The organism is Flavobacterium sp. (assembly GCF_027533505.1).
In the GTDB taxonomy this organism is placed as follows: Bacteria; Bacteroidota; Bacteroidia; order Flavobacteriales; family Flavobacteriaceae; genus Flavobacterium.
Map to the genome: position 1 here is coordinate 21333 of NZ_JAPZUB010000001.1, position 14493 is coordinate 35825.

General features: G+C 39.8%; 10 protein-coding genes. 2 read left to right on the forward strand and 8 right to left on the reverse strand.

What is annotated here, in order from left to right:
• The 4 genes from O9316_RS00120 to O9316_RS00135 form a co-directional block, all read right to left on the reverse strand.
• Positions 1–981, reverse strand: a complete 981-nt coding sequence (locus O9316_RS00120) for a DUF4837 family protein (RefSeq protein ID WP_298204008.1) — start codon at positions 979–981, stop codon at positions 1–3.
• A gap of 39 nt (positions 982–1020) precedes the next feature.
• Positions 1021–3336, reverse strand: a complete 2316-nt coding sequence (locus O9316_RS00125; RefSeq protein ID WP_298204009.1) for a LysM peptidoglycan-binding domain-containing protein — start codon at positions 3334–3336, stop codon at positions 1021–1023.
• A gap of 99 nt (positions 3337–3435) precedes the next feature.
• Positions 3436–4623: a phosphoglycerate kinase gene (locus O9316_RS00130; RefSeq protein WP_298204010.1), complete on the reverse strand. Its 1188-nt coding sequence runs from the start codon at positions 4621–4623 to the stop codon at positions 3436–3438.
• A gap of 220 nt (positions 4624–4843) precedes the next feature.
• The gene (locus O9316_RS00135; protein WP_298204011.1) at positions 4844–6814 is read right to left on the reverse strand and encodes a hypothetical protein; all 1971 of its coding nucleotides are present in this window, start codon (positions 6812–6814) and stop codon (positions 4844–4846) included.
• A 215-nt stretch (positions 6815–7029) separates the two neighbouring features.
• Here O9316_RS00135 and O9316_RS00140 point away from each other — a divergent pair, with 215 nt between their 5' ends.
• Together O9316_RS00140 and O9316_RS00145 are read left to right on the forward strand one after the other, a co-directional pair.
• Positions 7030–8181, forward strand: a complete 1152-nt coding sequence (locus tag O9316_RS00140; protein WP_298204012.1) for a DNA polymerase III subunit delta' — start codon at positions 7030–7032, stop codon at positions 8179–8181.
• A 2-nt stretch (positions 8182–8183) separates the two neighbouring features.
• On the forward strand, positions 8184–8567 hold the full coding sequence (locus tag O9316_RS00145; protein WP_298204013.1) for a DoxX family membrane protein: 384 nt from the start codon (positions 8184–8186) through the stop codon (positions 8565–8567).
• On the opposite strand, the gene O9316_RS00150 is transcribed toward O9316_RS00145, so the two are convergent.
• The 4 genes from O9316_RS00150 to mnmG form a co-directional block, all read right to left on the reverse strand.
• Positions 8560–10824, reverse strand: a complete 2265-nt coding sequence (locus O9316_RS00150) for a helix-turn-helix domain-containing protein (RefSeq protein ID WP_298204014.1) — start codon at positions 10822–10824, stop codon at positions 8560–8562. The genes O9316_RS00145 and O9316_RS00150 overlap by 8 nt on opposite strands.
• A gap of 93 nt (positions 10825–10917) precedes the next feature.
• Positions 10918–11496, reverse strand: a complete 579-nt coding sequence (locus O9316_RS00155; protein WP_298204015.1) for an OmpH family outer membrane protein — start codon at positions 11494–11496, stop codon at positions 10918–10920.
• Positions 11497–11713: 217 nt separating this feature from the next.
• Complete coding sequence (locus tag O9316_RS00160) at positions 11714–12571, reverse strand: class I SAM-dependent methyltransferase (protein ID WP_298204016.1); 858 nt, start codon at positions 12569–12571, stop codon at positions 11714–11716.
• A gap of 49 nt (positions 12572–12620) precedes the next feature.
• Positions 12621–14489: a tRNA uridine-5-carboxymethylaminomethyl(34) synthesis enzyme MnmG gene (mnmG, locus tag O9316_RS00165; RefSeq protein ID WP_298204017.1), complete on the reverse strand. Its 1869-nt coding sequence runs from the start codon at positions 14487–14489 to the stop codon at positions 12621–12623.
• Positions 14490–14493 lie beyond the last annotated feature (4 nt).

A 14493-nucleotide genomic window follows, 5' to 3' on the forward strand; every position in this document is an offset into this window, starting at 1 on the left:
CTACTTTTTTACAAATCGGGTGGAACGAATAATGGCCTCGAGTTCAAACATCAAGTCGCGTTTCTTCTTGGAAGGCGCATAACAAAATCCTTCGATAAACACCACGCGGTTGTGGGCCTTATCAATAAGCGCATAATTCAAAAACGGACCGCCCATAAATTCGCGCGACAACTCCCAACTCCCTCGGGTTTCAATCGCTTTCACTCCAGCTACTTCAGTTTCAAATTGGTAGGGCGTAAACGCTTTTTCGGTCATCATATACGTTCGCGGCACAGCCCCATGAATATAAATGCGGCCAATGGAATCGCGAATTTTGATAATACGACGGGTGCTGATTTTGGACGATTTGAATTTGGATAAAGGCAATTGGTAGACGATCAAACTTAAATTGCCGCTGGTAATCTCTTTTTTTAACCAAAAAAAACGTTTGCCACTCATCACCATTTTGTAGCGCGCGGGCACGTCCATTGTGAGGCCAAAACGTTCTTGCAACGGCGTTAAATTTTGAAGGGTGTCGTTTTTTAAGGCTTGTTGGTAAACGCGAACTTCGGAGGTTTTAATGCGTTGAATGATAAGGGAGTCATTTTTTTGAATGGAATCCAGCAACTCTTGCACTGTTCGCCCGGAAATATGAACCACCATTTGCGGATTAACGTATTCATTTTCTTCTATCCGAAACTGACTCTTAGGCTCGCGTTTGATGATGATAATATTGCGGCTGTTGGACGTAAACCCTTCCAATAATTTGACAGGATATTGATTCAAAGTGAGTACCGGCTCCTCTTGGGGCAATCCCAAAAACGGGGTCGCAAGTTTATTGCGAAGGGTATCGCCCACTTCACCATTCCAAAGTTGGTCGTCAATTAAAACCGAAACTTGATTGGGCTTAGTGACTGTTGCAGCAACATTTTTGGATTGCTTTCCTGTACACGACATGCCTAACAAGGAAACCAAAAAACCAAAAAAAAGGGCATTATTCATAGTGTGAAATAAAGCCCCAAAGGTAGTAAGATTTTAAATTTATCCGTTGATTTTTAACTTCATTCCGGGGCGTAAATTTTCGCCTTTGATGTTGTTCCAACGTTTAATATCGGCAATCGTTACGCCAGGGAATTTTTGTGAAATACTGAATAACGAATCCCCTTTGCGAACATGATATAATTTCTCTTTTGATTTTGATTTTGACGATGCTACACGCGATGGTGTGTCCTCATCATTGATTTCTGTTTTCTGTACCACCAATTTCATTCCCGCTTGAATTCCATTGTCGGTGATTCCGTTCCAAGCTTTCAGCTGATCCACGGTTGTGTGGTATTTTTTGGCAATAGCGCCCAAATTATCACCCCGTGCCACAACATACTCTTCCGTACGGTACTCTTTTTGAGGTGTTTCTACTGCGGCCACTTCGGCTACTTCGCCTGAAATAATCAATTGACTTCCCACTTTTACCGCGTTGTCCTTCAAATTATTCCACGCTTTTAAGTTGTCGATAGTAACGTTATTTTTCTTGGCAATGCTAAAAAGATTGTCTCCTTTGGCAACCACATAATAGTTCACCAATTGTGTAGAATCTTTGATGCCTGTGGTGCGCATTTTCTCGATTTTGGCCGCTTTCTCTTGTGCTGCAATATCTTCTGAACGCTCAGTCACAGGTACTTTAACTTCTTTTCGAACGGTAGTCACTACACGCTCATTTTTAACAATTTTCAATTGATCTCCGATGCCAATGTTGGTGCCGCGTAGTTTATTCCATTTTTTAAGATCGGCAACAGAAACATCATATTTGGTAGCAATTTCCCCCAAAACATCACCGCTTTTCACTTTATGGTATTTAACCACATCTTTGTTGACTACCACTTTTTCAGTTTTGTAGGTCAGGGTATACTTTGGTTCAGGAGTATTGTTTTGAACGGCAACAGCTTTTTGCGTAGAATCTTTAACAGCTTCGTTTTTTACATTCTTCACGATAATCTCCTCTGGCATTTTGATTTTCAATTTACGTCCCAAAGGAGCACGGTCGCTTTTTAAACGGTTCCAGCGTTTGATGTCGGTTACGGTTACATCGTACTTGGCTGCAATTTCGGTAAGATTATCGCCGCGACGCACTTTGTGATAGCGTGTTCGGGCAATAAAATCGCGGTTCAAAGCGGCAATAGCACTAGTGTCTTTGGCGCGCTGTGGCTGTAAACGATCAAACGGTTTCTCGCGTCTGCTCTCTTCATATTTTACATAGGCATACACTTTTTCTTCATTGGAAGTAAAAAGCGCAATTTTATCTTTTGGCAAACGTAAGTAATGTGTTTCTCCCGTAATGGCTGGAACTTCTTTACGTTTGTAGGAAGGATTGTAAAACGAAATTTCATTGACGGGAATATCCAACAAATCTGAGATTTGCTTAAACGTCATGTGGCGCTTAATCTGGATAGTGTCGGTAGCAAAGTGGTTGGCAATGGCTTTATTGGGCGTGATGCCATGTTCTTTGTGGTATTCAAAAATATACATAGTCGCCAAAAATGCTGGAACATACCCTTGCGTTTCTTTGGGTAAATGTTTGCGAATGTTCCAATAATTTTGCTGTCCTCCCGAACGGCGGATGGCTTTGGCCACATTTCCAGGACCAGAATTGTACGATGCCAGTACCAAGTCCCAATCACCAAAAATTTGATACATGTTTTTCATGTATTGCGAGGCGGCTCTACTTGCCTTCATGGAATCGCTGCGTTCGTCTACATACGATGTAATCGATAAGCCGTACTGCTTTCCGGTTTGGTACATAAACTGCCACAATCCTGTTGCGCCTACACGAGAAACCGCCAAGGGATTTAAGGCTGATTCTACAATAGCTAAGTATTTAATTTCGAGTGGAATATTGTTTTTGGCCAATTCTTCTTCAAAAATGGGGAAGTAAAATTGGGACACGCCCATCAACCGTTCGAAGTGCTTTTTTCTGTTTTTCAAAAAGGACTTGATGATATTTTCAAGACCCGGATTGTATTCAATGTTGAAGGGTGATTTTTCATCCAAACGACGAAGACGCTCTTTGAGCAACTCTGTGGGCAATTCATAGTCTACCGGTTGGTCAATATCAACGTTTTTGATGTCTTCCAACATGGTATTGTACAAATCCAACGACGTTAGTTCTTTCATCCACATGCTGTCAATGCAAGAAGCCATTTCGTCATGAACAAAGGTTGCTTTGATCGAATCGAGAAAGGAAACTTTAATTTCGGGCTTGACAACGCTGTCTTGTTTGGCTTGTGGTGCCTGTGTTTCTTGGGCAAAAATGCTGGCAGAAGCACAAAAGAAAAACGTTGCTATTCGGTTTTTTAAAGTCATGAAATCAAATTTAATAGTGTATTTATCAACCTCTTAAGGTTTTGCAAAACTAAACCCTATAACGTTAAAAATTACTTATTTATTGTAAAAATCAGGTATTTAGTCCAAAATTGCTTGAATTCCAGGGAGGGTTCGTCCCTCTAACATTTCCAACATAGCGCCGCCGCCTGTGGAAACGTAACTCATTTTGGATTCCAATCCAAACTGCTTCACGGCCGCCACAGAATCGCCGCCGCCCACGAGTGAGAAAGCGCCTTGAGCAGTCGATTCAGCAATAAATTCCCCCAAGGATATCGTTCCTTTTGCAAAGCTTTCCATTTCAAAAACGCCTAGGGGACCGTTCCACAATATTGTTTTGGATTGCATGATGATGGATTTAAAATTCTCCAACGATTGGGGTCCAGCATCCAAGCCTTGCCATCCCTCGGGAATTTGACGTACATCAACAATTTGAGTGGCTGCCTCATTGGAAAAAGCATTGGCTGCTACCACATCAACGGGTAGGTGAATATGTACATTTTTGATTTTCGCTTGGTGTAAAATTTCGAGCGCTAAATCGAGTTTGTCCATTTCACAAATTGAATCGCCTACGTTTCCGCCTAGCGCCTTAATAAAGGTAAAAGTCATCCCACCGCCTATGATCATGTGGTCGACTTTGTCTAAAATATTTTCGATAACGGTGATTTTGGAAGAAACTTTAGAACCTCCCAATACAGCGGTTACAGGTTTTACGGATTGTTTTAAAACACGATTTAAACTGTAAATTTCTTTGGCAAGCAAACTTCCGAAACATTTGGCTTCAGGAAAAAACTGGGCAATAATGGTTGTGGATGCATGAGCGCGGTGGGCCGTTCCGAAAGCGTCATTCACATAAATATCGCCTAGGGAAGCCAATTCTTGCGCAAAAGCTATATCGCCTGCTTCTTCTTCAGGATAAAAACGTAAATTTTCTAACAACAAGACTTGACCAGGTTGAAGTTGAGCGGCCGCCTCTTGCGCAATAGCTCCACGACAATCGGAGGCAAATTGCACGGGTACTCCCAATACAGCTGCCGTAGTGGCTACAATATGTTCAAGAGAATATTTTGCTTCTTTTCCTTTGGGGCGTCCCAAATGCGACATTAAAATGACACTTCCGCCCTCGGCTAAAATTTTGGCAATGGTAGGTTGCGCCGCTTCGATACGATTGGTGTCGGTAACGTTGAATTGTTCGTCCAATGGAACATTAAAATCTACCCGGATTAAGGCTTTTTTTCCTTGAAAATTGAAGTCGTTAATTGTTTTCATTCGCTTATGCTACACTTTGAAATTTTGTGGCAAATATAACGAAATAAACGCGTTGGGGAAAGGACAAAAAGCATTGGTCGGTTTTTTAACGCTTTTCATCGGACAAAAAGAAGGGTTACGATAGATTTAAAAACGTACTTTTTCCCGAACTTTTTTAAACATTTCGGGGAACATGTTACGGCGATTTTTAATCGAAAGCACCGTGCCGAAGAGAATAAAATTAATGATCATTATCGGTAATGGTTTCGTTACTATTATTGACAGAAAGCACCCAAAGCTTATCGTGGTATTGGCCATTCATTTGCGATTGCACCCAAATTTGAGCTTCTTGTTGGGTGGCAACTTTTTTGAGGTATACGTATTGAAACTTGTTTTGCGTATTCACCATTTTTTTGGGGTGGAATCCTTTCTTTTTAAGGGCGTTCATGAAATTATCGGTATTCTCTGAAATGGCAAATACATTGGCTATGATGTAATAGCCTTGGTCTTCATTAGGAATCGTAGCCCACTGTATTTTCACTCTATCTTCTTCTTGTTGCGTCACTCTTGAGGTTTCCAGGTGTTTGATGTTCCAAGCGGCATCGGCATACAATTGGGTAATATTTTTATTCACCGCTACAATTTGGATACACTCTTTAAACGTTCCTTCCATTTTGTTGAGCAATTTAATCACCGCTTGTTCTTGACTTTGGGTTTTTAAAATAGCAATATATCGGTATTGATTGAGTGGGTTGGTAAATTCGACCGGTTCAAACCCTTTGGATTTTAAAAAACGATAGTATTCGTTGGCGGCGCCTTCGGTTTTGAAGATTCCTGTCACCAAATAATACGCTGCTTCGGCGCCTGTTATATTGAGCATTTGAATGTCCGTTTTTTTCTGACTTTCTACCGCTTGATCACGACAAAAACGGTTAAATGACGAAGTGGTTTTGGCATTATTTTCGGATAACAAATCAATATTGGCAGGGATAAATTTTAATGTTCGTTGCGTTCCTGTGAGTTTAAATTCGTTTTTATTTGGAACTTGAGTAAGTCCCTTTTTCTCAATTACTTTTGGTTGATTGTCCGAATCGACGACCATCCCAGTAACATAAACAAAACTTTGATCGCCCGAAGATAATAAGCGCAGCGTAGCCTCTCTTGCATCGTTGGGAACCAATTGATTGTTGGAATTAAAAATAGAAAACAAACACGTGTCATACCCCAATGTATTTTTACTGTCGGGAAATCGATTCATCATGTATTGTCCGTCTAGGGTAATACTGCTGTTGAAAAAGTTATTGGGTTTACGACGGGAATCCGTAATGGGGAAAAAACTTCCAGTTTTGGCATTTCCAAGCAATACTTGGTCACCAATCAAATTATTGTCTCCTTCTAAATTGGCAAAGGCCAACTTCACCCGAACCTCACCTGAAGTGGGCGTATGAAATCCCATATAGGTAAAATCAACCGGTTGTTGACTCAGTGAAAGAAATCCATCATTCAGAGAAATGAATTTTTCGGACAGGGAAGCATCTTCATAAACGACAAACAACGACCAACCCGCTGCAGAACCTCCCGAAAGTGTGCCTAAAGTAGCTCGCACATTGGCCACGGTATATACCCCAAACGGATTGGACAATGATTGCACTAAACTCGTAACATCGGCAAAAACGGCATAAGGAGCCATCTCTTGAGTAGCTTTGGTAGTGATGCCGTCAAACAATAATTGTCCTTGAACTGAAGTATATTGTTTTGAACCGGGTAGTTTCAATAAAACTGAGGTAAAAGAAGTGCGCTGCGGATTGACAGGAATATACTTTTCTGACCCTTTTTGCGCTCCTTCTTCGTATTTGTAGGTAGCTGCCCAGTACAATCCCGCAAAAACAATTTTCTTCCCGGAAGGATTTTCTACATACAATTCGGCACTGCTGGACGAAAAAGTAGCGTCATCTTTATCAATGTCAATGTAATCCATGTAGAATTCATCGTTTAATAACGCTTGATTGGTATGGTTGTAATAGGCATCATTGGCCTGATTGTTAAAATCACTGCGGTTTACAGTGTTGTTGGCAATGACTACCAAATCGCCTTTTAGGTGTTTTTCAAAACGCGATTTAAACGGCACCATCAATTGCGCATAGCCTAAACCTCCTGAGCATAAAACGCCCAGTAGCACTATTTTTTTTAGGTATGTTGACAATTGAATCATGGTTACTTACTTTTGCATTGCTTTTTGAATCGACAAAAACAACAAGACAAAATTATATACAAAAATCGATTAAGTGTACATTTTTATCGTTAAAATTAACTTTTTGTTTTATTTTTTAAGTCATTTCTTACAATTTAAAGTGTTATTTCTTACCATTTATCGTATTTTTTAGACAACAAAAGGAGTAGAAAACGAGATTTGAGTTATATTTGCTTATGTTGTTTTCAGAAATTTTAGGACACGAACACCTTAAAAATCATTTACTTAAAAGTGCTGATTCGGGTCGTATTCCCCATGCGCAACTTTTCACCGGTCCCGAGGGTTGTGGCATATTACCTATGGCAATTGCTTATGCGCGACACCTTATTTGTCACGCACATTCGACTTCAAATGAATCCAATCGTGCGGCTTGTGAACTGAAATTTGATCAATTGGGGCATCCTGACTTACATTTTATTTATCCTACGGTAACTACAGATGATGTTAAATCAAAACCAAAAAGTTTAGATTTTTTGCGTGAGTGGCGGCAGTTTCTAACTGAAAACCCCTACGGCACCTTATTTGATTGGTATGCTGTATTGGATGTAAAAAACAAGCAAGGATTTATTCGTGTAGAAGATGCCCATGAAATTGTGCGTTTGTTGTCGTTAAAAGCACATGAAGGAGGATACAAAGTGATGATTATTTGGAGCGCCGATAAAATGAATATTGAAGCGTCCAACAAGCTGTTAAAATTATTGGAAGAGCCCACCGATAGAACTGTATTTCTTTTGATTGCCGAACATGAGGAAGATGTATTACAAACCATTCGTTCGCGGTGTCAAGTTTTACATTTTAATGCTCTTCCTGATGCTGAAATCCAAGAGGCATTGATTTCCAAAGAATCCTGTGACGAATCAACGGCTAAAAAAATTGCCCATCAAGCGCAGGGTAATTATGCCAAAGCATTAAAATTAATGCGAAAAGAGGATGAAGATCTTCCCTTTGAACAATGGTTTGTACAATGGGTAAGAGCCGCTTTTCGAGCCAAAGGAAATGCCACAGCCATCCATGATTTGATTGCATGGAGTGAGGAAATTGCTGGTTTAGGACGTGAAACACAGAAACGGTTTTTGTTATTTTGCCTAGAAATGTTTCGTCAAGCCTTGGTATTAAATTACCAAGCCAACGATTTGGTCTATATGGAACCCGAAGTACAAGGGTTTGCTTTGGAAAAATTTGCGCCCTTTGTAACAGGTAATAATATTGTTGAAATAACGCAAGAACTCGAACAAGCGACTTACTTGATCGAGCGGAATGGTAATGCCAAAATCGTGCTTACTGATTTGTCGATAAAACTTACGCGTCTCATTCACAAACATTCGTAACTATGACCAATACTGCTTCATTTTTTGTTTTGTTGTTTTTGGCGATAACCTTTTTAATGTCGTCACATGAAAAAGTTTTTCATTGGAAAACCACTTTACACGGGATGCAAAGTTACTTTGCCAACAGTCCTTTAAAGAATCACGTCTCCTTGTTAACGGGAGTTTTACTCCTTACCGAATTAATTGCAGGCATACTCGCGGCGATTGGTTGTTTGCAATTGTACATCAATGGCGAACGCACCTTTGGCTTTTGGGGCGCTGTATTCAGTTGTATTGCCCTGTTAGAAATGCTTGTCGGCCAGCGTTTGGCAAAAGATTATGACGGGGCAAGAAATATTACCCTGTATTTCATTCCCGCGGTTATTGGTGTATATTGGCTTAGTTAACCCAAGCGGCTTTTGCCCATTTCAATTCTTCCCAGCCGATAGTTTCTCCTACTATTTCTTTTATTTCAGATAACGTACTATTGGGATATTGTTGAAATAAATCAATAATGCCTACAAAACGCTCTTGGGGTAACACTTCCTCAATTTTAATCTCCTTTTGTTCAATTAACTTGGCAATATGTCCTTGAATCGTGCTTACCGTTAATTTTCGTTCGGCCGCAATTTGTTCTAAAGACATCGATTGCTTCCAAAGTTCAAAAGTGATATGATAGGTTGATTTTTTGGGCGCTTTTGGCGCTTTTTTTCGTGTATAAATCGGCTCCTCATATTCAAACTCAACCGTCTGAAAACCAGACGATTTAAAATCCTCCAACACTTTTTTACGCAAGGTACTTTTGAACTCTTTTTGTAGTTCCGTCACAAGGTTTTCCTTGGTTATGGGTTGGTTTTGAAGGGTAAGGGTAACAAACTGTTGCACTTTGAATGCTTGTAGTATGGTTTGAAGGGTAACCGTCTCTAAATGCTGTAGTTCTTCATAGAATTCTTTCACTTTTTTGAGGGTTTTAACCGCTTCTATTTTCAAAAGAAGCCCATACACCATGGATTCCCAGGTAGGATAAAAATAGTCAACCGCAGCATCGAGGCGCTCTTTGAGAAACGGATAATCCAATTGGCTATCAAAAATTCGTTGTAATTGGAGTTGGAACTTTTGGGCTTGAACTTTTATGGCCGCTAGAGCGTGTTCAAATTCGTTAGCCCACGATTTAAAAGCGGCTTTGGGGGATTTATCGGTCAATTCTAAATACGATAATTGATGCGCTTTTACAATGCGATGCCATTCATCCCAATCAAAAGCGTGCAGCACATAATTCTTGAGATAGGTTTGCATTTCTTGAGTTAAAACCACTTCAAGTTGTTTGGGTTCCGACTTTTGGCTGGCGTAATCAATTACATCAGGGTCATTTTGAATGCCTTGCAACTGGATGGGCGCTTTTAAAACTAAACCTTGTAAACTGCGTAAACGCGAAAAAGCAACATAAGCTTGTCCGGGTAAAAACACATCGGAGACATCTAAAACGGCTTTATCAAAAGTTAATCCTTGGCTTTTGTGAACGGTAATAGCCCAAGCTAATTTTAGGGGATAATGCGTAAATGTTCCTAATACTTCTTCTTCAATATCTTTGGTACTTTCATTGAGCGTGTAACGGATGTTTTGCCATTCGTATTTTTCGACTTCAATGGTTCGTTTTTCCTCAGGAAATTCAACGATAATCTCATGAGTTGATAATGCTTTTACGACGCCCATTTTACCATTGAAAAAACGTTTCTCTGGAGACAAATCATTTTTGACAAACATTACTTGTGCGCCGACCTTTAAGATCAAGTTGGGATTTAATGGATAGGCTTTTTCAGGAAAATCACCAATAATTTCAGACTGATACACAGTGGGTTCGGCAGTAATTTTTGCCAATGCTTGAGTATTCATTCGATCGGCTTTGGCATTATGGGTGGTTAACGTAATGTAGCCTTGGTGGTTTTCAGGTTCAAAATTAGGTTGAATATATGGGGCTAAAACCGACAGGTCGTCTTTAGTTATTGTGTTGTTTCTCAGTTGATTAAGCAAATTAATAAAGGTTGTATCCGATTGCCTGAAAATTTTAGGGAGTTCAATATAAAGCGGTGGAAAATGCTTTAACACTTGGGCATGAAAAAAGTATTTTCCGTGGTAATACTTTTTCAAGTACGTCCATTCCTCTTCTTTAACAATGGGCGGCAACTGCATCAAATCTCCAATAAAGAGTACTTGAACACCACCAAATGGTTTATTGTTACGTCGAACCGATTGCAATACAAAATCGATAGCATCTAAAATATCGGGGCGAAGCATACTTACTTCATCGATAATCAACAATTCGAGATTACGAAGCAGTGTTAGACGTGTTCCATTCCATTTAAAATGCCGTTTTAAGCTAGTTCGGGACTCTAATTTTAAAAAGGGCTGGGTTGTTGGAATAGAATAATCTGGAATAAAAGCGGAAAAAGGCAACTGAAAAAAGGAATGAATCGTAACGCCGCCTGCATTTAAAGCAGCTATTCCTGTAGGGGCAACGACTACGGTGTTTTTGTAGGTTTTGGTAATTATTTCACGCAACAACGTGGTCTTTCCTGTCCCTGCTTTTCCTGTTAAAAAAACCGATCGATTGGTTTGGTTGATGAATTGGAGCAAGTAGTGTGCTTCGGTAGATAATGATTCCATGGCTTATAAACTAAAAGACAAAGATAGAAATCTTCTGAGGACAAACAAAAAAAGCCCTGAAAAATAGGGCTTTATCTTTAACGTAGACATGAATTACTTTTTATCTGTTTTTTCGGGTGTCGTCGCTTTTTTATCTGAATTTGCCCCCGACTTGTATTTATCGTTGACAAGTTTTACCACTTCTTTGGTTATGTCATAGGCATCTTTAGCGTACAATACGGTAGCCGATTCACCCGTTCCATAGATGTAATCGTATCCTTTTTCTTTTCCGTAATCTTTGATGGTTTTACGATAGTTGTTAACCAAGGAATCCATTTCAATACCCATTTCACCTTGCAATTGACGCGTCAACATTTGTTCGGCATATTGGATTTCTTGACCGCGTTGTTGTAGTTCACCATATTTCTGTTGAGCCCACGCTTGTCCATTTTTTTGGGCATTGATAGAAAAGCTTTTTTGTTCAGCTTCAAGACGATCGACTTCAACTTTAATACGCGAACCTTTTTCTTTGGCTATTCCTTCATATTTAGCTTTGATATCATTCGCTTCTGTTGATTCGTCTAATAATTTACTGGTATCAATGTACGCTGTTTTAAATTCTTTCGCTTCGGTTGCTTTTTCGCAAGAAATCATGGCTAATACCAAAACAACTCCTACAAACAATTTTTTCATAATCTTGGTTTTTTTCATTTGGCCTCAAAAGTAAATATTTCGTTCGATATATTTTACATTATTCCCTTGAGATTAAAATATAAGTAAAATTTATAGCCCCCAGCACTCTTATAAGGTTATTTGATAAAAAACGGCCTCGTTTTAGCCGTTTTAAGCGCATTTTAAAAATCGCACGCCTTATGTTGTGGAAACGATAATAAAAGTTGAAAATACGTTTTTATTTGACGTTTTTCATGTTTTTTAGGACATAAATGTGTGATGAATACTCTTTAGTTTGTTTCGCTCTCACATTCGAGCGCCATCCAATCCATAAAGCCTTCACATAATTCATTTTTCCTGTTTTATACTTTTCAGAAAGTAAACTCACATAATAGGAATCAAATTTCATGGGGAGTACCTTTACGAGTTGCATCGCCTGTTGCGCAAATAATTTTTCGATAGCTATTTTTGAAAAATGCCATAAATGGATAGGAACATCATAGGCAGCCCAAAACGATTGGTAATGGTGAGCGTCATAGGATTTAAAATTAGGTACAGCAATAATCACAGTCCCTTCAGGTTTGAGAAGGCGTTTCAACGAATGTAGTTGTGCGTCCAAGTCGGGTACATGTTCCAAAACATGCCACATAGTAATCACATCAAAGGAATGATCGGTCAAATCGTTTTGTGATGCGGTCATGGTAATTCCTTTGGACATTGCAATCGATTGTGCTTTGGTACTAGGTTCGATTCCGGTGACTTGCCAACCGTCATTTTTACATGTCAATAAAAAATCACCGGTACCTGCCCCAATATCTAATATAGCTCCTTTCGGGCTCAACGAATTAATCAATTGCAACTTGTTGGCCAGCGCAATACCTTTGACGAATTGATATGCCTTCTCAAAAAGCGTTCGTTTCCCATCGGTGTGGGAAATATAATCAGCACTTTCATAATAGGAAGGCAATTGTTCTGGAGTAGGTTGAGGGTGGGTCACTAAAAGCTCCCATTCCTTATCCATCCACAATTCAAATTCCTCTCCAGAAACCGAATGATCTTTGACTTTAAAAATAAATTTATCTTTAGAAAAATTCATGCAATACCAGTATTGATAAGGGGTAAAGGCTTTTGTTTCACGTGAAACATTAGCGCCCCATATAGATTAATAAGATTGAAATATCGGCCGGTGACACACCACTTATTCGAGAAGCTTGAGAAATTGTTACGGGACGAATGGCCGTTAATTTCTGTTTGGCTTCTATAGACAAGGAATGAACCTTATAAAAATCAAAGTCGTCTGGGATTTTCATTTCTTCCAGGCGGGTAAGTTTTTCAGCATTATTTCGTTCCTTTTCAATGTAGCCCGAATATTTCAATTGAATTTCGGCTTGTTCTACAATTTCAGAATCCAACTGATGGGTTTCAATGTAGGTTTTCACTTTTTCAAAACGAACAATATCACTCAAATCGATTTGAGGTCGTGAAAAAACTTTAAACATCCGGTCGGTTTGCGTCATCGGTGAACTTCCTTTTTCAATCAAAATTGGATTGGCTTCTTCGGGAGTAACACTTGTTTCTTTAAAATAATCTAATAACGCGTCACTCTTTGAATACTTTTCTTGCATACGTACATAACGACTCTCATCGGCCAAACCGATAGCATAGGCTTTAGGGGTAAGACGGAAATCCGCATTATCTTGACGCAATAAGGTACGATATTCAGCTCTCGAAGTAAACATACGATAAGGTTCTTCAGTGCCTTTGGTAATCAAATCATCAATTAACACCCCAATATACGCTTCATCGCGCTTAAGAATTAAGGGGTCTTGTTCGTGAATTTTTAAATGGGCATTAATTCCCGCCATAATACCTTGAGAAGCCGCTTCCTCATATCCCGTTGTTCCATTAATTTGACCTGCGAAATATAAATTCTCAACCACCTTAGTTTCTAAAGTATGTTTTAATTGTGTTGGTGGAAAATAATCGTATTCAATGGCATAGCCTGGACGGAAGAATTTTACATTTTCAAAACCTTCTACAGTCCGTAAGGCTTTAAATTGAACGTCTTCGGGCAGCGATGTAGAGAAGCCATTCACATAGACTTCGACGGTATTCCACCCTTCGGGCTCCACAAACAATTGGTGTCGATCTTTGTCGGCAAAACGGTTAATTTTATCTTCGATAGAAGGACAATATCGTGGTCCGATACTTTGAATTCGACCATTGAACATCGGAGAACGGTCAAACCCTTCTCGCAAAATACTATGTACTTCAGGAGAGGTATAGGTTACATGACATAGTTTTTGATGTGTTAACGGCCGTGTAATAGCGGTATACGAGAATTTATCCGGGTGATCGTCACCGGGTTCTTCACGCATTTTAGAATAATCCAACGAACGGCCATCGACTCTGGGTGGGGTGCCTGTTTTCATTCGTCCTGCTTCAAATCCGAGTTGAACCAACTCTTCAGTTATTCCTGTAGCAGCGCTCTCCCCTGCTCTACCTCCGCCGTATTGTTTTTCTCCAATATGAATCAATCCATTTAAAAAGGTTCCGTTAGTTAACACAACCGCTTTCGCATGGATATCAATACCTAAAGCAGTTCGTACACCCATAACTTTGCCATTCTTTACGATAAGTCCACGAATCATTTCTTGATAGAAATCCAAATTAGGGGTGTTTTCCAACATTAAGCGCCACTCTTCCGAGAAACGCATACGGTCAGATTGCACACGCGGAGACCACATAGCGGGACCTTTCGACTTATTCAACATTTTGAATTGAATTGCTGTTTTGTCGGAAACTATGCCCGAATACCCGCCAAGCGCATCAATCTCCCGCACAATTTGTCCTTTGGCTATACCACCCATAGCAGGATTGCAAGACATTTGTGCAATGTTCTGAAGGCTCATGGTCACAAGGAGGGTTTTTGAACCTAGATTGGCAGCAGCCGCAGCGGCCTCACAGCCTGCGTGCCCCGCACCCACTACTATTACATCGTATGTTGAAAACATAATT